Source organism: Oceanobacillus sp. FSL H7-0719 (assembly GCF_045040795.1).
GTDB lineage: Bacteria > Bacillota > Bacilli > Bacillales > Amphibacillaceae > Oceanobacillus.
Window position 1 is genome coordinate 1,453,292 of the sequence record NZ_CP150301.1, and the last position, 22,527, is coordinate 1,475,818.

Annotated in this window: 21 protein-coding genes and 1 other RNA gene; 4 read left to right on the top strand and 18 right to left on the bottom strand. The window is 38.6% G+C overall.

The features are described 5' to 3' along the window. Positions 1-2: 2 nt before the first annotated feature. Complete coding sequence (locus tag NST93_RS07750) at positions 3-347, bottom strand: ArsR/SmtB family transcription factor (protein WP_405102835.1); 345 nt, start codon at positions 345-347, stop codon at positions 3-5. Positions 348-530: 183 nt separating this feature from the next. Between NST93_RS07750 and NST93_RS07755 the strand changes: the two genes are divergently transcribed. Then, entirely contained in the window at positions 531-1,790 is a 1,260-nt protein-coding gene (locus NST93_RS07755) for a cytochrome P450 (RefSeq protein ID WP_405102837.1), read from the top strand. Between the two features lie 461 nt (positions 1,791-2,251). On the opposite strand, the gene copZ is transcribed toward NST93_RS07755, so the two are convergent. The 3 genes from copZ to NST93_RS07770 are packed head-to-tail and all read right to left on the bottom strand — an operon-like array spanning position 2,252 to position 5,192. Further along, positions 2,252-2,461, bottom strand: coding sequence for a copper chaperone CopZ (copZ, locus tag NST93_RS07760; protein ID WP_405103796.1), 210 nt, complete (start codon positions 2,459-2,461; stop codon positions 2,252-2,254). A gap of 31 nt (positions 2,462-2,492) precedes the next feature. Then, positions 2,493-4,877, bottom strand: a complete 2,385-nt coding sequence (locus NST93_RS07765; RefSeq protein WP_405102839.1) for a heavy metal translocating P-type ATPase — start codon at positions 4,875-4,877, stop codon at positions 2,493-2,495. Between the two features lie 12 nt (positions 4,878-4,889). Beyond that, entirely contained in the window at positions 4,890-5,192 is a 303-nt protein-coding gene (locus NST93_RS07770; RefSeq protein ID WP_405102841.1) for a metal-sensing transcriptional repressor, read from the bottom strand. Between the two features lie 215 nt (positions 5,193-5,407). On the opposite strand from NST93_RS07770, the gene NST93_RS07775 reads away from it, so the two are divergent. Further along, positions 5,408-5,734 carry a four-helix bundle copper-binding protein gene (locus NST93_RS07775; protein WP_405102843.1) on the top strand — a complete coding sequence of 109 codons (327 nt, stop codon included), beginning with the start codon at positions 5,408-5,410 and terminating at the stop codon, positions 5,732-5,734. A gap of 100 nt (positions 5,735-5,834) precedes the next feature. Here NST93_RS07775 and NST93_RS07780 read toward each other — a convergent pair whose 3' ends face one another. Beyond that, on the bottom strand, positions 5,835-6,086 hold the full coding sequence (locus NST93_RS07780; RefSeq protein ID WP_405102845.1) for a hypothetical protein: 252 nt from the start codon (positions 6,084-6,086) through the stop codon (positions 5,835-5,837). A gap of 462 nt (positions 6,087-6,548) precedes the next feature. Between NST93_RS07780 and NST93_RS07785 the strand changes: the two genes are divergently transcribed. Further along, on the top strand, positions 6,549-7,643 hold the full coding sequence (locus tag NST93_RS07785) for an NADH-dependent flavin oxidoreductase (protein WP_405102847.1): 1,095 nt from the start codon (positions 6,549-6,551) through the stop codon (positions 7,641-7,643). Positions 7,644-7,747: 104 nt separating this feature from the next. Here NST93_RS07785 and ssrA read toward each other — a convergent pair. The 6 genes from ssrA to secG form a co-directional block, all read right to left on the bottom strand. Beyond that, positions 7,748-8,108, bottom strand: a transfer-messenger RNA (tmRNA) gene (ssrA, locus tag NST93_RS07790). Positions 8,109-8,201: 93 nt separating this feature from the next. Beyond that, positions 8,202-8,669 carry an SsrA-binding protein SmpB gene (gene smpB / locus NST93_RS07795; protein WP_405102849.1) on the bottom strand — a complete coding sequence of 156 codons (468 nt, stop codon included), beginning with the start codon at positions 8,667-8,669 and terminating at the stop codon, positions 8,202-8,204. Positions 8,670-8,738: 69 nt separating this feature from the next. Beyond that, positions 8,739-9,548, bottom strand: coding sequence for a zinc transporter ZupT (gene zupT / locus NST93_RS07800; RefSeq protein ID WP_405102851.1), 810 nt, complete (start codon positions 9,546-9,548; stop codon positions 8,739-8,741). Positions 9,549-9,736: 188 nt separating this feature from the next. Further along, positions 9,737-11,977: a ribonuclease R gene (gene rnr, locus NST93_RS07805; RefSeq protein ID WP_405102853.1), complete on the bottom strand. Its 2,241-nt coding sequence runs from the start codon at positions 11,975-11,977 to the stop codon at positions 9,737-9,739. Positions 11,978-12,025: 48 nt separating this feature from the next. Beyond that, on the bottom strand, positions 12,026-12,772 hold the full coding sequence (locus NST93_RS07810; protein ID WP_405102855.1) for an alpha/beta hydrolase: 747 nt from the start codon (positions 12,770-12,772) through the stop codon (positions 12,026-12,028). Positions 12,773-12,862: 90 nt separating this feature from the next. Beyond that, positions 12,863-13,096 carry a preprotein translocase subunit SecG gene (secG, locus tag NST93_RS07815; RefSeq protein WP_405102857.1) on the bottom strand — a complete coding sequence of 78 codons (234 nt, stop codon included), beginning with the start codon at positions 13,094-13,096 and terminating at the stop codon, positions 12,863-12,865. Positions 13,097-13,279: 183 nt separating this feature from the next. Here secG and NST93_RS07820 point away from each other — a divergent pair, with 183 nt between their 5' ends. Beyond that, on the top strand, positions 13,280-14,209 hold the full coding sequence (locus NST93_RS07820; protein ID WP_405102859.1) for an alpha/beta hydrolase: 930 nt from the start codon (positions 13,280-13,282) through the stop codon (positions 14,207-14,209). A 149-nt stretch (positions 14,210-14,358) separates the two neighbouring features. On the opposite strand, the gene NST93_RS07825 is transcribed toward NST93_RS07820, so the two are convergent. The 7 genes from NST93_RS07825 to NST93_RS07855 all read right to left on the bottom strand — a co-directional run bounded on the left by NST93_RS07825 (position 14,359) and on the right by NST93_RS07855 (position 22,485). Then, positions 14,359-14,952: a nitroreductase family protein gene (locus NST93_RS07825; protein WP_405102861.1), complete on the bottom strand. Its 594-nt coding sequence runs from the start codon at positions 14,950-14,952 to the stop codon at positions 14,359-14,361. Positions 14,953-15,096: 144 nt separating this feature from the next. Continuing rightward, a complete protein-coding gene (gene eno, locus NST93_RS07830; RefSeq protein ID WP_405102863.1) occupies positions 15,097-16,383 on the bottom strand; it encodes a phosphopyruvate hydratase in 1,287 nt (428 codons plus the stop codon). A gap of 162 nt (positions 16,384-16,545) precedes the next feature. Further along, on the bottom strand, positions 16,546-18,084 hold the full coding sequence (gpmI, locus tag NST93_RS07835) for a 2,3-bisphosphoglycerate-independent phosphoglycerate mutase (RefSeq protein ID WP_405102865.1): 1,539 nt from the start codon (positions 18,082-18,084) through the stop codon (positions 16,546-16,548). Further along, positions 18,081-18,839, bottom strand: a complete 759-nt coding sequence (gene tpiA, locus NST93_RS07840; RefSeq protein WP_405102867.1) for a triose-phosphate isomerase — start codon at positions 18,837-18,839, stop codon at positions 18,081-18,083. The genes gpmI and tpiA overlap by 4 nt, the downstream gene beginning before the upstream one ends. Before the next feature lie 24 nt (positions 18,840-18,863). After that, entirely contained in the window at positions 18,864-20,045 is a 1,182-nt protein-coding gene (locus NST93_RS07845; RefSeq protein ID WP_405102869.1) for a phosphoglycerate kinase, read from the bottom strand. A gap of 362 nt (positions 20,046-20,407) precedes the next feature. Next, positions 20,408-21,415, bottom strand: a complete 1,008-nt coding sequence (gap, locus tag NST93_RS07850) for a type I glyceraldehyde-3-phosphate dehydrogenase (protein ID WP_405102871.1) — start codon at positions 21,413-21,415, stop codon at positions 20,408-20,410. A gap of 50 nt (positions 21,416-21,465) precedes the next feature. Then, positions 21,466-22,485, bottom strand: a complete 1,020-nt coding sequence (locus NST93_RS07855) for a sugar-binding transcriptional regulator (RefSeq protein WP_405102873.1) — start codon at positions 22,483-22,485, stop codon at positions 21,466-21,468. Positions 22,486-22,527 lie beyond the last annotated feature (42 nt).

The following is a 22,527-nucleotide window of genomic DNA, read 5'->3' on the forward strand; positions in this document are numbered from 1 at the left end:
CATTAACAACAAGAAATTCGATTACCTTCTTTTTCTAATTCTATTAATTTATCAGCCTGATCCGGTAACTGCTCCAGGATAGATTTAACAAAAGAATAGTACTCGTTTGTTTTATTTATTGAGTAGAAGATCCATTGTCCTTTTTTATCTTCTTCTATAAGCCCTAAATCTTTAAATTTACGTAAATGCTGGCTGATTGCAGGTTGACTAATTTGAAATATCTCAACAAACTCACATACACAGCATGCATGATTATCCATTAATTTCATCATCGTAAGACGTGTTTTATCACCAAGTAATTTTAGAATCACAGCGGCTTTCTCTATATCAACGGTTAAATATGGCATTGAATCACTCCTTCACTATATAAGTATATAATTATTTCCTTATATAGTGAAGGAAAATATTTTATTCGTATGTAGTTTAATTTGGAGCTTATTTGGTTATTACCATTAATAGACTTTCTTTATTTTGCAGTTCAATTATATCGAGGGTTAACTATATCACATTTAAAACTGGAGATGAATTCAATGTCCAATATTAATAAAGCAGTCCATGAAAAAGGGATTGACAACAGCTTCAATCTTCTTAAAGAGGGTTATATGTATATTACGAATCGCAGTCATGGTTTTAATTCCGATGTATTCGAGACTCGACTGCTTGGGAAAAAAGCAATTTGTATGACAGGTGAGGAAGCTGCGGAAATATTTTATGACAATGAAAAGTTTAAAAGAGAAAGTGCCGCGCCAAATCGCGTGATTCAAACACTATTTGGGAAAAATGGGGTCCAGACATTAGATGAGCAGGACCATAAGCATCGCAAGAATATGTTTATGTCCATTATGACTTCAAATAGACTTGAAGAATTAAATAAGATTGCGGAAAATCAGTGGGAATTAGCTGCTACCGAATGGGAAAAGATGGACGTAATTGTACTGTATGAGGAAGTAAAAATAATCATGGCAAGAATTGCCTGTAAATGGGCTGGAGTTCCTGTAGATGAAAAAAATATAGGAGAGATATCTAAAGAATTAGCTGCGATGTTTGAGTCGCCTGCTGCATTTGGCCCGCCACATTGGCAAGGCAGAAATGCGCGAAATCAATTAGAGAGATGGATTGAAAAACAAGTCATTAAGGTTCGTGAAGGTAAAATTAAATCTCCTGAAAACAGTGCATTACACAGTTTCTCCTGGCACTATGACTTGGAAGGCAAACTTCTCGACACTGAAGTTGCTGCTGTAGAAGTAATAAATATTTTAAGACCAATTGTGGCAATTGCTATATTTATAAACTTTATTGCCTTAGCTTTACTTGAACATCCTGATAAAAAGAAAAAACTCAAATCCCAAAACGAAAAGTACGCCCAGATGTTTATTCAGGAAGTACGCCGTTTTTACCCCTTCTTTCCGTTTGCTGCTGCATTAGTAAAAAGAGATTTCATTTGGAATGATTTTAAATTTGAGGAAGGAACGTTAACATTACTTGATTTATATGGCACAAATCATCATCCAGACATTTGGGAACAGCCTGATACATTTAAACCGGAGCGTTTTGCCGATTGGAAAGAAAGCCCTTTTTCTTTTATCCCCCAGGGTGGCGGCGATTACTTTTTGGGTCATCGTTGCGCGGGAGAATGGGTTACTGTAGAGATTATGAAAATAAGTCTCAACTTTTTAGCAAATCGATTAAACTTTGAGGTTCCAAATCAGGATTTAAGCATAAGCATGAACGATCTGCCAAGTATCCCTCAAATCAAAATTATCTTAAAAAACACTAAGAAAACTCCTTAAATAAAAGGGAGCATGACTACTATTTAATAGACATGCTCTCTTTTACTTGGTTTTTCTTTTATTCTCAGTAATCGTAAACTATTTAACGCAACCAGAGTGCAGCATGTAATTCATTAATAAGTAGAGATTTGTCTATATCATAAGAATGTTTCCATTTTCACCTGTCATTGTAGGATCTCTTGCGGTGACAGCATTTCTAACTGCATCAGCAATACTTTTATCCAGCATAATGGCTACCAAAGGAGGACAAGAAGAAAGGATAAGAAAGTCCCTTTTCCTAAATGCAGCTATAGTATCCCAAAATGATGTAGGATTTTGAGATGTAAATGAAAAAATAGATAAATTGGCGAATAAATTAGATTCAAATAGTAACATCAGATTCTGTTAGATATATAAAAATAGTTTTTAATAAATAAAGCCGGTCTCCCCCTTCAGGAAACCAGCTTTTGCTTTTTCATGTATTATTGAACTACATCATAACCTTGATCTTCTACTGCCTCTTTCATATTCTCCAAAGAAACTTTTGCTCCATCATAAGTGATTTCTACTTTACCAGTATTCAAATCAACCTCTGCAACAGACACACCTTCTAATCCTTTCAGAGCACCTTCTACTGACATTTTACAGTGTCCACATGACATGCCTTGAACATCTAATGTTTTTGTTTGCATCATTTCTCACCTCCTTTAAAGACGGACAAGTTTAAAGCTTAACCCTTTTTAAACGCAAAGCATTGGTCACAACACTTACGGAACTCAGTGCCATTGCCGCTCCTGCAACCCATGGTGCAAGCAAGCCAACTGCTGCAACTGGAATTCCGGCTGTGTTATAGCCAAAAGCCCAGAAAAGGTTTTGGCGAATATTTTTGATTGTTGCATGGCTAATTTTAATTGCCTTCGGTATAAGCAGCAGCTCACCACCAAGAATCGTAACATCAGCAGCTTCAATCGCCACTTCTGTTCCTGTTCCGATTGCAATTCCAATATCAGCGATAGCCAGTGCAGGGGCATCATTCACGCCATCACCAACCATTGCAACCTTTTTACCTCTATTTTGAATTTCTTTCACTTTATCCGCTTTTTCCTCAGGTAATACCTCGGCAATTACCTGGTCAATGCCAACCTCTCTTGCAATTGCCTGTGCAGTTCGCTCGTTATCTCCTGTTAACATGATTACTTCCAAGCCTTGTTCTCTTAGTTCTGCAATAGCTTGTGGCGCTGTTTCTTTAATTGTATCTGCTACAGCAACAATTCCACGGTACTGTCCATCAATCGCAAGGAGCATTGCTGTTTTCCCTGCAATCTCATACTCAACTAATGCCTGCTCTGCATCACCAATTTCAATCTGGTGATCTTGCATTAATTTTCGATTACCGACAAGAATATGTTTACCGGAGATTGCAACTTCAATACCATGCCCGGGTACCGCCTCAAAATTATCTACTTCAATTAAATCAATCTCTTTTTCAGTTGCATAAGCAACGATAGCTTCTGCAAGTGGATGCTCTGAGCCTTTTTCTGCACTTGCCAGCAGCTGTAATGCTTCTTCATCACCTGTAAAGTCTGTCACTTCAGGTTTACCTTTTGTAATTGTTCCTGTTTTATCAAGAACAATTGCCTCCAACTGATGTGTTCTCTCAAGGTGTTCTCCGCCTTTAAATAAAATACCATTCTCAGCAGCCTTCCCTGTTCCAACCATAATTGAAGTTGGTGTTGCAAGTCCTAAAGCACATGGACATGCAATTACAAGCACTGCAATCGCTGCAATCAAAGCTGATTCAAATTGCCCGGGCTGTACAAATGCAATCCATACAGTAAATGTCAGAATTGCAATCACCACAACTATCGGTACGAAATATCCGGAAATCACGTCAGCTAATCGCTGAATTGGCGCTTTTGATCCTTGGGCATCTTCAACCACCTTTACAATTGATGCTAGAGCGGTATCTTTCCCTACCTTTGTTGCTTCCATTTCAATTGAGCCATTTTTATTTATTGTTGAACCAATGACAATTGCACCCATTTCTTTCTCAATCGGTATGGATTCACCAGTCAGCATCGATTCATCGACAGACGTTCTTCCTTTTGCAACGATACCATCTACAGGTATTTTTTCACCTGGTTTTACAACTAATCGGTCACCAACATTAACTTCCTCAACAGGGATCATTATTTCCTCTTCATTTCTTAAGACACGGGCTTCCTTCGCCTGTAAATTAAGCAGTGAGGATAATGCATTTGTTGTCTGACTTTTTGCTCTTGCCTCCAGATACTTGCCAAATAAAATTAATGTAATTAAAACAGCACTTGTTTCAAAATATAAATGTGGTTCATAGGCCGGATTGCCAATTGTTTTAAATGCTTCATATAAACTATAAAAGTATGCAGCACTTGTACCTAAGGCAACAAGCACGTCCATATTCGCTCCGCCGTTACGCAAGTTCTTATATGCACCAACATAGAATTGCCAGCCAATAATAAATTGAACGGGTGTTGCTAATGCAAATTGAAACCATGGGTTCATGAATATATCTGGTATATCCATATTGAATAAATGAACAAACATCGTCACTAAAAGCGGTGCAGCTAATAAAGCTGAAATAATTAATTTCACCTGCATCGTTTTTATTTCTTTTTCTTTATGGGTTTGTTTTTCTTCTGCTTCAGCTTTTGGCTTTGCATCATATCCGACATTTTTGATTTTTTCAATAATCGCTTTTGTATTCGTGAGTCCGGGATTATATTCGATTGATGCCGTTTCAGTTGTTAAGTTGACTGTAGCCTGCTTTACACCTGCTTGTTTATTCAACACCTTTTCAATCCGGCTGGAACATGCAGCACAGGTCATTCCGAAAACATCGAGTTCTGTTTTTTCCATTAAAACGCCGTAACCGACATTTTCGATTTTTTTCGTTATATCATCTATTGTAGTTTGTTCTGGATTGTAGTCGACCGTTGCTTTTTCTGTTGTTAAGTTCACCTGTGCGTCGACTCCTTCCATTTTATTTAATACTTTTTCAACACGGGTGGAACAAGCCGCACACGTCATTCCTGTAATTCCAATTGTTGCATGTCTTTTTTCACTCATCACGTCTACCTCCTACTTAGAAAACTGTTTCATCACACTCATTAACTCATCAATTGTTTCCTTGCCTTCGCCTTGTTTGATTGCATCACTGACACAATGGTTGATATGGCGCTCTGTAACAGCGAATCCAACATTTTTTAAAGCAGATTGGATTGCGCTAATCTGCACTAAAATATCCATACAATAACGATCTTCCTCTACCATTTTCTGTATACCGCGAACTTGACCTTCTATGCGTTTTAAACGATTAATCACCTTTTGCTTTTCATCTTGTGTCCTTGGCGTGCTCGGGTGATCATGTAAAAATTTATCCAAAAGAATCACTTCCTTTTCATTATAAATATACTATACCCCCATATGGTATGTTATGTCAAATGAAATTAAAAATATACTTGTTTGATTCCGTCTAAACTCAACAAATAGATCGCATAGCTTGCAAATGATGGATTATTAATTAATTTTGTTTATTTATATAAGAAATGGGAAATTTAATAATGTATACCCTATTAATTTAAGAGGAGGATTTGATTATGTCACACAAACAACACCAAGAACTAATTAACGCGCTGCATGAGTGTGCGGCCGCTTGCAATCATTGCTATGATGCTTGTTTAAAAGAGGAAAATGTAAAGATGATGGTCGATTGCGTTCGGCTCGACAGAGAGTGTGCTGACATTTGCTCTTATTTAGAGCATGCTGTTTCAAGAAATACCCCATTTGTATCTGAATTAGCTGCAGTTTGCGCTAAAATTTGTGAAGCTTGTGGAAATGAATGTAAAAAGCATAACCACGAACACTGTCAGAAATGTGCGGAAGCATGTTTTAAATGTGCAGAAGTATGTAAAAGTGTAGCTTAAATATATCTTGCTATAATAAAAAATGTGCAAGCAGACTATGAGCCGCTTGCACATTTTTTATTACATGAATACCTCTTCACGTGGATACGATTGTTGCACGTTAATAATACGGGTATACTGGATATCCATAACCATAGTAAGGATAAGGATAGGGATTTCCATAGCCGTAACCATAATGCGGGAATATTGCGCTGCCAACTAATCCACCTAATATTCCCCCGAGAAACGGTCCAGCGAAGCCATTGCTATAATATCCTCCAAATCCCGGGTGCACAAACTGAAACCCATGCTGCCTGCTATCAATTCTTTCCTCGTTATACTGCGGCTGAACGTAGGATACTTCATTATCCATGTACTTTCCCCCTGTATCTTAATCAAAAGTGACTAACTATAAGTAATTATGCGTCTGCCTATCTTTTATAACGTATGCTGCATTCAAAAAGTCGAATAGGCACTCGCCTATTCTTAACCATAATCTTCAGTCCAGTTTGTACTTCTTCCCAGACTGGCGCTAAAAGTCCTATACCCGGCTATGGTATACACTTTATTTAAGTAAGCCACAATAAGAAAAAAGCTGAACAGTAGACAAAAAGCTTTCAATATTGCTTATTGGCTTTCCTTCCTAACCATTCAAAACTTGATATCCAAATTAATTGTTTTTCTATACAGTTTTCATTGATTTTTGAAAATCTAGACGAAATAGGTTCCATCACATTGACTGGCAGAATTAGATAAAATGGTCAAATAATGTGAAGCAAAACCATTGACCGACTAAACTCATTACTTTACCATGAATTAGAAGGAGTGAAGAAGAATGACAACTTATTTAACACCATTTACATTTGATAATGGCGTCAAGCTTCGCAATCGCTATGTGATGGCGCCAATGACAACATATTCTGCTAATCCAGACGATACGGTATCCGATGAAGAATTAGCATATTATGAAGAACGTTCCTATGGCGTAGGAGCCGTGATTACCGCATGTACATATGTAATCCCTAGCGGCAAGGGCTTCCCGGGTCAATTTGCGGGACATACAGATGCTTATACCGACAGTTTACGTAAAGTGGCACAGGCTATACATAAAGGTGGTGCTAAGGCGATTTTACAAATTTATCACGGCGGTCGCCAGTCCCCCCGTGAACTTGTACCAAATGGCGATGTTGTCAGTGCCAGTGATACGATAGCCGCAGATGGAGGGAAAGCACGGGCTTTAACTGTTGGTGAGATTAAGGAAATTGTGAAAGCATTCGGAGAAACAACACGGCGGGCCATTGAAGCAGGCTATGATGGCGTTGAGATACACGGTGCAAATACGTATTTACTGCAACAGTTTTTCTCTGGATTCACAAATAAACGTACAGACGAATACGGTGGTACATTTGAAAAACGTATGCGTTTCCCATTGGAAATAGTAACAGAAGTAAATCGTGTAAAACAACAATATGCAGATGATTCATTTATCGTTGGCTATCGGTTTAGCCCAGAAGAACCTGAGGAAGATGGGATTACGCTCGATGACACAGTACAGCTTATTGATCGCTTAGCGAATGAGCCACTCGACTATCTACACGTTTCACTCGGGGACTTCCGTTCATTAGCACGCCGTTACGAAGGTAAGAAAGAAAATCGCATTAAAATTTTACATCAGGTCATTGATGGTCGCCTGCCACTTATTGGTGTAGGATCAATTTATTCGAAAAAAGATGCATTAGAAGCTATGAAAACAGGTGCAGAACTAATAGCATTAGGCAGAGAATTATTAATTGAGCCCCATTGGATTGAAAAAGTTACGGCAAAAGAAGAAATCATCACTGAAATGGATATGTCACGAGTAAATGTCATACCGGGACAGATGATCCGCATGATTCAATCACGTCCAGGCTGGGTCCCCGGGGTTAAATAAGTTTCACAAAATAATTTTATGTTTTTTGTCTTGTAGTATAGCCTTGCCTAAGTGGCAGGGTTATACTTGAATTCAGACACAAAAAAACCACCAACATTATGTATTGGTGGAGACGGAGGGAGTCGAACCCTCGTCCAGAGATATTGCCACTCAGGCTTCTACACGTGTAGTTGATATATTCATATTTCGCTATTCACTCAGCCTATCAACAGGCTTTGTGACAGCTAGTCTGATTGTTCTCAACTAGCGTTCCTCAGACGGTGGAAGTTAGTCCAGCCTGCTTCATTTGAGACCCTTCAATCTGCAACACAGGCGATTGCAGGAAGGATCCTCTAGTCAGTGCTTACGCAGCTGCTAAAGAAAGATTTTCGTTTTTGCCAGTTATAGGCGTTTTACGTTTTACGAGCCGTAACCTCGACGCGCAACCTGAGCTCAACCTACCCCTGTCGAATCCGTAACGTCCCCATAAATTGAGAACAGCTAGGGTTAGCCTAAGCTATATATTGATTATAGCATAAACCTGAGTAAATTTAAAGTGCAGGAATAATTTACATGGACTTAGTGATTATATTCCTTTATAGCTCGATCTGCATCACGTTTCATTTGTTGTTTTTTCAGATCCTCACGCTTATCAAATTTCTTCTTCCCTTTACCTAAACCAATCAGAACTTTAGCGTAGCCATTTTTAATATAAATCTTTAATGGCACTAAAGTGTAACCTTGCTGCTGTGTGAGTCCAATGAGCTTGTCGATCTCTTTGCGATGCAGCAAGAGCTTGCGTGATCTGGTTGGATCATGATTGTATCTATTTCCCTGTTCATATTCTGCTATATGCAGATTAACAAGGTTGATTTCTCCTTTACGGTCGATTCTGGCATGGGCATCCTTAATATTCACTCTGCCCAGCCTGAGCGATTTAATCTCGGTACCTTGAAGAACAATGCCTGCTTCATACGTTTCTTCGATAAAATAATCATGTCGCGCCTTTTTATTTTCTGCTATTGCTTTTCCATGTCCTTTTGGCATAGATGCACCTCCTCAAGCTTGCATAGAATTCTATTTTACCAAACTCTGGCTATGAAGCCAAACAGAATACTATTGCGGCAATAAAATCAGACTGATAGCCATAATTGCCATTCCTGCAATCACACCATAAATTGATAAATGTGTTTCATCATATTTTTTTGCTGCTGGAAGCAGTTCATCTAAAGAAATAAACACCATAATTCCTGCGACCATTGCAAATATTATCCCAAAAACAAAGTCACTTAAGAAAGGCATTAAAACAAGAAATGCAATGATTGCACCAACAGGCTCAGCCAAACCAGATAAGAATGACAGCTTAAATGCTTTCTTTTTATCGCCAGCTGCATAGTAGATTGGAACAGAAACAGCAATTCCCTCAGGGATATTATGAATTGCTACAGCTGCTGCGATTGCAATACCTATTGAAGGATCCTGGAGCGTTGAAACAAAAGTTGCAATACCTTCAGGAAAATTATGAATTGCAATTGCCAGTGCAGTAAATACACCCATTTTCATTAATTCCGGATCTTTAATCGCTTTGCCAGGTTTCTCCATATCTTCAACATTTTTTACCTCATGCGGATTCGAGTGCTTCGGTATAAACTTATCAATTAATCCAATAATAAGCATCCCTGCAAAGAAAGCAATGATTGTTGCCCAATATCCTTCTGTTTCTCCCATCGAAGATACCAAAGCATCTTTCGCCTTAAAGAAGATTTCAATCATCGATACATAAATCATTACACCAGCTGATAGACCAAGTGCAAATGAAAGAAATTTCGTATTTGTAGTTTTAGTAAAAAACGCCAGCAAGCTTCCTATTCCAGTAGCAAGCCCGGCAAATAATGTTAATAATAAAGCTAGAACGACATTATCCATAACGACACCTCGATTTAGGACATAAATTCTGTCCCTCAATATCCCACTAAATATAGAAACAGTATATAGGAAAATGAACTTAGCGGTCAACAAATTGTTTTTCCCATACACAACTCTAAATATTTTCTTTTTAATATCCTATTAAAATAGACAAAAACAGTGAGCAATTTCCGCTCACTGTCCATTCTTTATTTCCTTTTTCCTCGCTTCTGCTTCTTCCCTTTTGCTTTTGGTCTTTCTTTACCATTAGCTTTCTTCTTCCTTTTTGCAGGAATTTCCCGTTTAATCGGTTCACGTTTACTCTTTGAGGTCGACTCAAGTAATTCAAAATCAACTGCACGTTCATCAAGGTTAACATTGATGACTTTTACCTTAACCTCATCACCAACACGGTATATCTTAGCTGTCCGTTCACCGATTAATGCATGTGCTCTGTCATTAAAGTGATAATAATCATCAACAAGATAACTTACATGAACAAGTCCTTCGACTGTATTTTCAAGCTCCACGAATAATCCAAAGTTAGTGACCGAGCTAATCACACCCATGTACTCTTCTCCAAGCTTATCCTTCATGTATTCTGCTTTCTTTAAGTCATCTGTTTCCCGTTCTGCATCAACGGCACGTCTTTCCATTTCTGAGGTATGTCTCGCAATCTCAGGAAGATTTTCCTTCCAATGTTTAACCGTTGTCTTGTCCATATCCTTATTAAATAGATAGGTACGGATCAAACGGTGAACGATTAGATCCGGGTATCTTCGGATTGGTGAAGTAAAGTGTGTGTAAAATTGTGTTGCTAATCCAAAATGGCCAACACTTTCAGGATCATACTTCGCTTGTTTCATCGAGCGAAGCATCAGTTTGGAAACAATCATTTCTTCTGGCTCATCCTTGATGTCTTCAATAACCTTTTGTAATGCCTGTGGATGAATTTCATTAGCTGTTCCTTTTACGGAAATGCCAAGCCCCGCTAGAAATTCGAAAAAGCTTTCTAATTTCCCTTCATTTGGTTCTTCATGAATACGGTGAATAAATGGCAATTCCAGCCAATGGAAATGCTCAGCAATCGTTTCATTTGCGGCAAGCATAAATTCCTCGATTAATCGTTCGCCTACTGATCTTTCACGCAGCACAACATCAAAAGCTTTACCTTCCTCATCAACAAGCACCTGTGCTTCTTTAAAATCAAAATCAATTGCTCCACGGCCCTGGCGTTTTCCACGCAAGATGGCTGCAAGTTTCTCCATTTGTTCAAACATTGGCACGAGCGATTCATACTTTCCACGTAATGCCTCGTCTTTATCGACTAATATTTTATTTACATCTGTATATGTCATTCTTTCCGTCGTATTAATTACACTTGGGAAAATTTCATGTTTAACTACTTCACCGCTAGAAGTAATTTCCATTTCACAACCAATCGTCAAACGATCGACTTGCGGATTTAAGGAACAAATTCCATTCGAAAGGCGATGTGGTATCATTGGAATCACTCGATCCACCAAATAAACACTTGTACCTCTTTCATACGCTTCTCTGTCAATTGGAGAGCCTTCTTCAGCATAATAACTTACATCTGCAATATAAACGCCAAGCTGATAATTGCCGTTTTCTAATTTTTTAACAGATACTGCATCATCTAAGTCCTTCGCATCTGCTCCATCAATTGTTACGATAATCTCATCACGGCGATCGACCCTGCCTTCGAGCTCCTCTGGCGCAATAGTATCCGCTGTATTCCCAGCCTGCTCCAATACTTCATCAGGAAAATCAATTGTAATTCCATATTTATAAATGATGGATAAGATATCTATCCCTGGATCATTTTTATGACCTAATATCTGGGTTATTTCTGCTTCAGCACTGCTTGTACCTTCAGGATACTTTGTTATCCTCGCAAGTACCTTATGACCATCTACCGCACCATTTGCTTTATTTTTAGGAATAAAAATATCATGTGGAATTCGTTTATCATCTGCTATAACAAACCCAAAATTACGATTATCATCATACGTCCCAACAATTTCGGTTACCGCCCGTTCAAGTATCCTCACAACCACACCTTCTGGACGTCCACCATCATAGGAGTGTTTTTCCAGTCTGACGAGCACCTTATCACCGTTCATTGCTGAAGCTAAGTCAGAAGGATTAATATATACATCACTTTGAGCCTCCTCATCAGGGATCAGGAAGGCAAAGCCTTTTTTATGCATTTGGACTTTGCCAAGAACAAGATTCATCTTTTCCGGCAGTCCATAGCGGTTTTTTCTTGTTCGAACAAGCTCTCCTGTTTCTTCGAGCTGATTTAACGTTTTGATAAGCTCTTTAAATTCTTCTGCATCCTCTATCGCGAGCTGTTCTTCAATTTCATCTACACTTAATGGCTTCTGCTCTATCTCTTTAAAAAATTGCAGCAGCTTTTCTTTCATACGCTCACCCTCTTTCTCTATATTATTTACCCTTTCCAAGATTTATAATCATGCTTTCCAGTCCAATTTCTCTAAAAATTGATATATATCCTCATGTAACTCATCTTTTTGCCTGTCTAATGTAATTACATGTGCTGAGTCTTCATACCACTTTATCTCTTTCATATCTGTTTCAACATGCTCATAAATATAAGTTGCACTTTCTGGATTAATCATTTGATCCAACCCAGCTTGGACAACAAAGGTCGGAGTATAAATTGTATCAATATTATCCTTTACCTCTTTAATGGTCTGACGTAACTCATTGAATACATTTTCCGAGTTATCCATAAGTTCTTGTACTTCTTTTTCAATTGTTTGATCATCTTTGCTTTCCAACTGTTTATACTCTTTTGAAAAACTTTGAAATCCTTGATATAGCTGTGTCTTATTATCGAAGAACATGGGGGCGCACATTGGAATAACTCCTTTTATTTGTGTGCTGTATGCGAGTTTTAATCCGAGTACACCACCAAGTGAAAGTCCAGCCACTGCAACTTCTTCGTAGCCAAGCTCTTTCAAATGCTCCAGTGCTTCTTTCACATCTTCCCACCACTGTTCAGGATTGGACTTAATCAACTCTTCCGGTGGCAGTCCATGTCCACGATAAATCGGCGCATGAGTCGTATATCCCTTTTTCTCTAAAAAACGTCCAAGCATTCTAACATCTGCAGAATGTCCGGTAAAACCATGTAACAATAACACAGCCCGTGGTCCTGCTTCAAATGTAAATGGCTTTGGCTGTATAATTTTCATGCTATCTTGCTCCTTCATTCTAATTTTAAAATTTCTAAACTACCATATCTGGAAAAAAGCCCTTACCACAATCGTGATAAGGGCTGATTTTTATTGTAAAACATATGCACTTAGAAAAGCTAATAGGAAAAACAATATACCTGTCACTACTGTACCACGATGCAAAATCAGATCAATTCCACGCGCTTTTTGTTTTCCAAACAGTTGTTCAGCACCCCCGGAAACCGCTCCAGAAAGTCCAGCACTTTTCCCTGACTGTAATAAAACAAAAATAATCAAGATGATTGCATCAATTACTAATAAAATATTGACTGCCATTAACATGTTCCAAATGACACCTCCTGTGACGACACTAACTATACTATACTTTATCATACTTATATTTTACATAGCAAGATAATTCTCATTTTATTCAGCTGTTTACATATGTTCTTGAAGAATAAATTGGAAATGCGTTATAAATCAGCTATGATAGTTTATATACAAAGCTATGGGAGGCATAACGAGATGAGTGAATTCACTTGGTTAACGACGGAAGATAACTGTGCACTTTATGTGAAACACTGGGGAAAAACAATCACCGAACCAAAAGCAGTTGTGCAAATTTCTCATGGCATGGCAGAACATATTCACCGCTATCATGAATTTGCTGCATTCCTGAACGAATGTGGCTTTATCGTTTACGGTGAAGATCATCGGGGACACGGGCAAACAGGTGATAAACAAGGAAAACTCGGTTATTTTGCAAAAGAAAAAGGCTTTCAATTCATTGTTGAGGATATGCATCTTTTGACAAAACATATACAAAAAGAGCATCCCAGCCTGCCAATTTTTATTTTTGGACATAGTATGGGCTCATTCATTACAAGAAATTATTTGCAGAAATATTCTAATGCTGCAGCTGGCGTCATTTTATCTGGCACGGGTTTCTTTCCAAGCGTCACCAGTTATTTAGGCAGAAGCATGGCATCTCTTCTCCCACCTCAAATAAAATCGAAAATAATGAACAATCTTGTGTTTGGCCGTAATAATAAAGTGATACAGAACCCGCGGACAACTTTTGATTGGTTGACTCGCGATCATGAAGTAGTTGATGAATATATAAAAGATCCATTTTCAGGTTTTATACCTACTGCACAATTTTTTGTTGACTTATTAACTGGCATTATCACAATGCAGGATAAAACTAAAAATATTCGTCTTCGCAAAGATTTACCCATTCTTTTTCTTAGTGGTGATAAGGATCCTGTCGGTAATTATGGAAAAGGTGTATTCCATTCAGCTAAAGCCTACCATGATGCTGAAATCGAAAACATTGCTGTTCAGCTTTATGCTGGAGCTAGACATGAATTACTGCATGAAATAAATAAAGCCGAAGTTTTTGAAGACGTGGAGCAATGGATAGTTAAACAGCTGGCTGCCAGCAAACATAAATAACCCGCAATCCGCGCTATTCATTGAGTGTTGTTTCTTCAGTTAGAGATAAGTGTGTTATGCCAGCTTCTCAGGAACCTGAATGCACAACAGCCGCGATACGGTTCACGGTATACTTACAACTACAGTTTAAACAAAACACAAAAATCGAATCAGATTTTTGTGTTTTGTTTATCAATTATTTCCAAATAACGATCAACAGGGGTTCTTTCTTTTAGTCTCGTCACTTTTTCTGGATAACCGATTTGCAGGACCGCAGATATCTTGTGCTTTTCGTTGTCTAAACCTACTTCCTCTATAAACGCTTCATCGTGCATATAGGGTGTAATCGTCCAAAGCATTCCTATATTATATTCCCATGCTGCGAGCTGACAGTTCTGAATGAAAGCAGCGATGGAAGAATACTCTTCCTCATTTCGAATGGGGTCTGCTTTCTTTTCAAAATAAATCAGTGCATGATGCGGAATCCTTAATAGAAAGCTTGCAATCGATTCAATTGACCGTAATGTTGCTGGTGAGTCATCGCTTTTCAGCATCCCCGTTCGCTGGTAGCTTTTAATAATCGCCCCGACTAAATCATTTTTCCCTTCCCCTTGGTAAAGCTTAATTCTCCAAGCTTCTGACATATAATGTGTAGGTGCATAGGAACCATAGGCAAATATTTCTTTCAATACATCTAGTGCAATTTCATCTTTTTTAAAAGCTAATGTTGATCGGCGCGATTTAATTGTTTGTAAAATATCCATCTGTAAGCCCTCGTTTCAACTGCTCCATTTTTTTCCTATAACACTAAGTATAGCCGACCAATCCTGCTCACTCAAATACAATCCTCTAACATAAATATCCCAGGCCGAATAATTATTCCTGCCTGGGATATTGTTTTCTTCTGCTTATTTATTTAAATTATAAAATGCTCTGTCGCCTGCATATTCACCCATGCCAGCTAATTCATCTTCAATACGTAATAACTGGTTGTACTTCGCTACACGGTCTGTACGTGACGGAGCACCCGTTTTAATTTGTCCAGCATTTGTTGCAACTGCTATGTCTGCAATTGTTGCATCCTCCGTTTCACCTGAACGATGTGAGATTACTGCAGTATAGCCAGCGCGTTTTGCCATTTCAATTGCTTCAAATGTTTCAGTAAGAGTACCAATCTGGTTAACTTTGATCAGGATAGAGTTTCCTACACCCTGCTCAATTCCTTGAGACAGTTTAGCTGTATTTGTAACAAACAAATCGTCACCAACTAATTGCACTCGGTCACCAATACGATCTGTCAGAAGCTTAAAGCCTTCCCAGTCATTTTCATCCAAACCATCTTCAATTGAAACAATTGGATATTTATTAATCATTTCTTCATACCAGTCTACCATTTCTGCTGACGTACGTACAACACCTTCGCCTTTTAGATTGTACTTGCCATCATCATAGATTTCAGATGCTGCCACGTCCATTGCCAGCTTAATTTCTTCACCTGGTTTATAGCCAGCAGCTTCGATTGCTTCCATAATTGTCTGTAATGCTTCTTCGTTTGATGCAAGGTTTGGTGCAAATCCACCTTCATCACCTACAGCAGTATTTAAACCTTTTTCAGATAAAACCTTTTTCAAGGAATGGAAAATTTCCGCTCCTGTACGTAGGGCTTCCTTAAATGTCGGAGCTGCCACTGGCATAATCATGAACTCTTGAATATCTACGTTATTGTCTGCATGCTCTCCGCCATTTAAAATGTTCATCATTGGTGTTGGAAGTGTTTTAGCATTGAACCCGCCTAAGTAATTATATAAAGGAATATCCAAGTAGCTGGATGCAGCATGTGCAGCAGCCATTGATACACCAAGGATTGCGTTTGCACCTAATTTAGCTTTATTTTCTGTGCCATCTAAGTCGATTAATAAAGCATCAATGATATTTTGTCTTGTAACATCAAGTCCAATTAGTTCTGGAGCAATAATTTCATTAACATTATTAACTGCTTTTTGTACACCTTTTCCTAGGTAACGTGATTTATCACCATCGCGCAGCTCTACTGCTTCATATTCACCTGTAGAGGCACCACTTGGCACTAACGCTGAACCAAATCCGCCTGACTCTGTAGTAATTTCTACCTCAACTGTTGGATTTCCACGTGAATCTAATACTTCTCTTGCATAAACGTCTGTAATGTAAGGCATTTATAATCTCTCCTTTTTATTTAGGCTGTTCAAAAGATCCGATAAAAAGACACTCCGAAGTTCGACGCACAGATTATGCTTGTGTCGGCGATGCAACAGGCAGTTCCTGTATTAGTCGAACTTGGTCTTTATCCTGTCTTTTAAACACACACTTTATTTAAATTATTTTTTGATTAAAGATTCTCCAGTCATTTCTACTGGTTTTTCAATATCTAAAAGATCCAGCATGGTCGGTGATAGATCAGCGAGTTTACCGCCATCACGCAGCTCGCAATCTTCTTTTGTAACGATAACTGGTACTGGATTTGTCGTATGTGCAGTCATTGGCTCATCTTCAAGCGTAACTACTTCATCTGAATTCCCATGGTCTGCAGTAATGATTGCTGTCCCGCCTAATTCAGTAATTTTGTCGACAATTTTCCCAAGACATTCATCGACCGCTTCAATTGCTTTAATCGTCGGCCCGAGCATACCAGAATGTCCCACCATATCAGGGTTCGCGAAATTAAGAATGATAGCCTGCTGGTTTCCGTTTTCAAGCTCCTGAAGCAATGCTTCTGTTACTTCATAGGCACTCATTTCGGGCTTCAAATCATAAGTGGCTACTTTAGGTGAATTAATAAGAATTCTTTTTTCACCCGGAAATTCTTCCTTTTTTCCGCCGCTCATAAAGTATGTCACATGCGGATACTTCTCTGTCTCGGCAATACGCAGCTGATTCAGACCATTCTTTGAAAGAACCTCACCAATTGTATTTGTTAAATTGTTAGGCTCAAAAGCAACAAAACCATTGATATCATCACTATAATTAGTAAATGTTACAAAATCAAGGTCTGCAGGCACATTTTCTCCACGGTCAAAATCACGGAAGTCAGCATCAACAAATGTTTGTGATATTTGTATTGCCCGGTCAGGACGGAAATTATAGAAAATAATTGAATCATTATCTTCAATCAATCCTACAGGCTCGTCCTGCTCATCGACGATAACAGAAGGTATGACAAATTCGTCAAAAACACCTTTTTCATAGGAATCATAAATAACATCGATTGCATGTTTATATTTTGGTCCTTTCCCATGCGTCATTGCCTCGTAGGATTTCTTCACTCTTTCCCAGCGGCGGTCACGGTCCATCGAATAATAACGTCCAGAAATCGTCGCAAACTTACCTACACCAAGTTCCTTCATTTTCTCTTCTGTTTGTCGAATATAGTCTCCAGCAGTTTGCGGGCCAACGTCTCGTCCATCAAGGAAGCCATGGACATAAACATTTTCCAATTCATTTTCTTTGGCTAACTCAAGCAAAGCAAATAAGTGATTAATATGACTGTGAACCCCTCCATCAGATAAAAGACCAAATAAATGCAATGCCTTATTATTCGTTTTTGCTTTATGAATGGACTCCAGGAAAGCTTTAATTTGATAAAAGTTACCTTCACGAATAGACAGGTTCACTCTCGTTAAGCTCTGGTACACAACACGACCTGCACCGATATTTAAGTGACCAACCTCAGAGTTTCCCATTTGACCTTCTGGCAGGCCAACAGCTTCACCACTTGCAATTAACTGATTATGTGGATACGCTTCCCAGTAACGATCAAAGTTCGGTGTTTTCGCTTGTTTAACTGCATTGCCTTTCACTTCATCTCTGATTGCAAAGCCATCAAGGATGATTAATGCTGCTAATTTGTCTTGACTCATTTTGTACCTGCCTCCACAAGCTGAAGGAAGGAATCTGCTTCAAGACTGGCACCACCGACTAATGCTCCGTCAATATCTGATTGTGCAAGTAATTCATCAATGTTTGCTGGTTTTACACTTCCACCATATTGAATGACAACTTTCTCTGCTGTCGCTTCATTTGTTAGCTCTTTAACGACTTGGCGAATAGCATGACATACTTCATTTGCCTCTTCACTTGAAGCTGTTTTCCCTGTCCCAATTGCCCAAATTGGTTCATATGCAATTATAGTTACAGCTATTTGTTCTTCAGTTAAGTCAGCCAGCCCTTTTGTAACTTGCTCTTTTACGTGAGCAACTGTTTCATTTGCTTCTCTTTGCTCCAGCGTTTCACCAACACAGATAATTGGCACTAGTCCATGCTGATGTGCAGCAATTGCTTTCTTATTTACCGTTTCGTTCGTTTCTGCAAAATATTCTCTTCGCTCTGAATGACCAATAACGACATGGCTGACGCCAATATCTTTTAGCATTACAGGGCTAACCTCGCCAGTATATGCACCACTATCCTCAAAATGCATATTTTGCGCTGCTATTTTTAATGCTGTTCCTTTTGCTTGTTCAACTAAAGCTGACAAGTAAGGAAATGGAGCACAAATTACTGCATCCACTTTATCTGATTGTGAAAGTTTGCCCGCTGCTTCTTCAGCAAATTGCTTTGACTCCTCAAATACTTTATTCATTTTCCAATTACCTGCAATTACTACTTTACGCATATTTCCACCCTCCATATTAATTAATTATTTATTATTTAAAGCCGCTACACCAGGAAGTACTTTCCCTTCCATAAACTCAAGTGACGCGCCTCCGCCTGTTGAGATATGATCCATTTCAGCTGCTAAGCCAAACTTTTCTACAGCAGCAGCAGAATCACCACCACCAATAATGGAATAACCTTGTGAATCTCCTAAAGCTTCTGCAACCTCTCTCGTTCCGCCTGCAAATGGATTCAGTTCAAATACTCCCATTGGACCATTCCAAAGTATTAACTCGGATTCTAAAATAACACTTCTATATAATGCACGTGTCTCTGGTCCGATATCCAAACCTTCCCAATCTGCGGGAATTTCAGTTGCTGAGACAATTTTCGTATCTGCTGTCTCTGAAAATTCATTTGCAACTACTGTGTCTACTGGCATAAGGAAGTTAACACCTTTTTCTTTTGCCTTTTCAATAAATTCTTTTGCAAGTTCAATCTTATCTTCTTCTAATAAAGACTTTCCAACCTCATAGCCTTGCGCTTTAATGAATGTATAAGCTAACCCGCCACCAATAATCAAGTTATCTACTTTATCTAAGAGGTTATCAATTACATTAATTTTATCTTTAACCTTCGCGCCGCCTATGATTGCGGTAAATGGTCTTTTAGGATTTTCTAATGCTTGTCCAAGCACTTCAATTTCTTTTTCTAATAAGAATCCTGCTGCAGCTGGTAGCTTCTCTGCTACACCTGTTGTTGAAGCATGTGCACGATGTGCCGCTCCAAATGCATCATTTACATAAACATCAGCCATCGCTGCAAATTGAGCAGATAACTCTGGATCATTCTTTTCTTCTCCAGCTTCAAAGCGGACATTTTCAATTAAAAGAATATCACCAGCCTTGAGCTGAGAAATAGCTTGATCCACTTCTTCGCCGTAGACAGCATCTGTTTTTAGGATTTCCTTTTCAAGTAAGTTACTTAAACGCTCTGAAACAGGGTCCAGACGAAGCTCTTCTACAACTTTTCCTTTTGGCCGGCCTAAATGGCTTGCTAGAATAACTTTTGCTCCATTTTCAACTAAATAGTTTATTGTCGGGATTGCTGCTTTAATTCGGGTGTCATCTGTTACTTTGCCGTCCTTCATAGGTACATTGAAATCGACACGGCAAAATACTTTCTTTCCCTTTACGTCAATGTCTTTTAGTGTTTTTTTATTCATCTGCATACCCTCCCATATTGTAAGTACAATAAGTTGCACATTATTCAGTTTACCCTTATAAGGCATTTCATTAATCATTATATACCAGCCAGAAATCAAACGCTTGTAATTACGATAACTTTTAGTCGAATCTCCTTTGTTGTTCAACAAATAAGCAAGTGCAATATTAGCACCCTGCCCCACAGCCCTTTCACACGTTACTTTCTCTAATGGCTGATGTTCCAACATCCAGGTTCCACTTCGACTGTAGACCCCAGTTGAAAAGGAAGTTCAAATGCTCACAGTTATTATGTAAATAAAAAGCGGTGGAGGTTTTTTGTCCTCCTCCGCTTTCTAAAAAATAATTAGTATTGGGATTATTTTTATAGTCCTTTTTCATCCATGAATAGAGCTAAATCTACACAGCGTGAAGCATAGCCGTATTCATTATCATACCAAGAAATTACTTTCACTTGGTTCCCTTCAAGTACCATTGTTGATAATCCATCAACGATTGAAGAATGACGGTTTCCAATAATGTCTGAAGAAACAATTGGTGCTTCCGTATATTCAAGAACGCCTTTTAGTGGTCCTTCTGCTGCTTCTCTTAATGCGTTATTTACTTCCTCTTCTGTTACGTTTTTATCAAGTTCAGCTACAAGGTCAACTAAAGAACCGTCTGCTGTTGGTACACGAACAGCCATACCATTCAATTTACCGTTTAATTCAGGCAGTACTTTACCTACTGCTTTTGCAGCCCCTGTTGTTGTAGGAATGATATTTTGTGCTGCTGCACGTGCACGACGGTAATCCTTATGAGGTAAATCAAGGATTTGCTGATCGTTTGTATAAGAGTGAATAGTTGTCATCATTCCACGTTTAATGCCAAATGTGTCATGCAGTACTTTTGCAAATGGAGCTAGACAGTTAGTAGTACAAGAAGCATTTGAAATAACATGATGGTTTGCAGCATCATATTTGTCTTCGTTAACTCCCATTACAACAGTTAAATCTTCGTCAGTTGCTGGAGCAGAAATAATAACTTTCTTAGCACCTGCATCAATATGCTTCTGAGCTGCATCACGTTTTGTGAAGATACCAGTAGACTCAATAACAATATCTACACCTAGTTCGCCCCAAGGCAGGTTAGCTGGATCTCTTTCTGATAAAACTTTAATTTCTTTATCATCAATCATGATACTAGAGCCTTCTACTGTAATCTCTTCTTTCATCACACCGTGAATTGAATCATATTTTAAAAGATGTGCAAGCATGTTAGCATCTGTCAGGTCGTTTACTGCAACTACTTCAATACCTTCTTTACCTAAAGCATCGCGTAAAACAATTCTACCTATTCTTCCAAAGCCGTTAATACCAACTTTTACTGTCATTTCATCTTCCTCCTATTTGAAAATAATTAATAAATTTATTTAAAAAGGATTTACCCTTTCAAAATCTCTTCTGCACAGGCTTCATCGGTTATAAGTAAGTCACTTTTGCCCGTTTTAAAATACGAGGCAATCGCTCTTGCTTTTGTTTTTCCACCTGCAATCGTTACTACATGCTCGATTGATGCAAGATCTTCAAGATGGATGCCAACTGTTCTCACCTTATGAACAACATTCCCTTTTTGGTTAAAATAATAACCAAAAGCCTCGCTTATTGCCTGCTTTTCTTCCAGCTTTTTAATGACGACATCAGATGTTTTTCTGCGGTTGGCCATTGCCATTGCATCACCTACACCATGAAGCACAATATTTGCCTGTTTAATTTTCGAGACAATATCATGAATGGACGGTTCTTCCATCAAGCTTTGATATGCAGCTTCACTTAAAGGATCCGGGACATAAAGCAAGCTATAATTTCCACGTGCTTTTTGAGCCATTGTCTCAACGATTCTTGTCGCTTGGTTCTCTACCTTTTCACCAAGGGCACCACGTGCAGGGACAAATAAATAATCCCCTTCCTTATTAAGCGGCATCATTACATCTGCCACAGCTGCAATTGAAGTTCCTCCAGTAACAGCAATCGTATCATTGGATGAGATAATTGTTTTTAAATAACTAACACAGGCTTTACCCATCTCTTGTTTAACCCAATCATTTTCATCACTGTTCCCAGGAACAATAATTACTTGATCTAGTGTAAGTTTTGCCATTAACTGTTCTTCTAAAACATTTAATCCACGGAGTTCACTTATAAAGTCAGCAAGATTTTCTAGCGCATGTTGTCCTTCTTGCGTTGCATACATCCCTTTACTCGTAACTTCAATTAGTCCTTGATTCTGCAGAAAATCAATTTCACCACGCACTTGGCGCTCTGTTAAATTGACATTCTCAGCAAGGGCTCTTCTGCCAATCGGCTGCATAAGACTTACACTTTGAAGGATTGAGTAACGCTCATTCATTACATCAAGTAAATCTGGCACGAGTTTCTTTTGTAGATTAACGATAGATTTCATAATGTGCTCCTTATGGCTGGACAGTTAGGGTCCATACTAGAC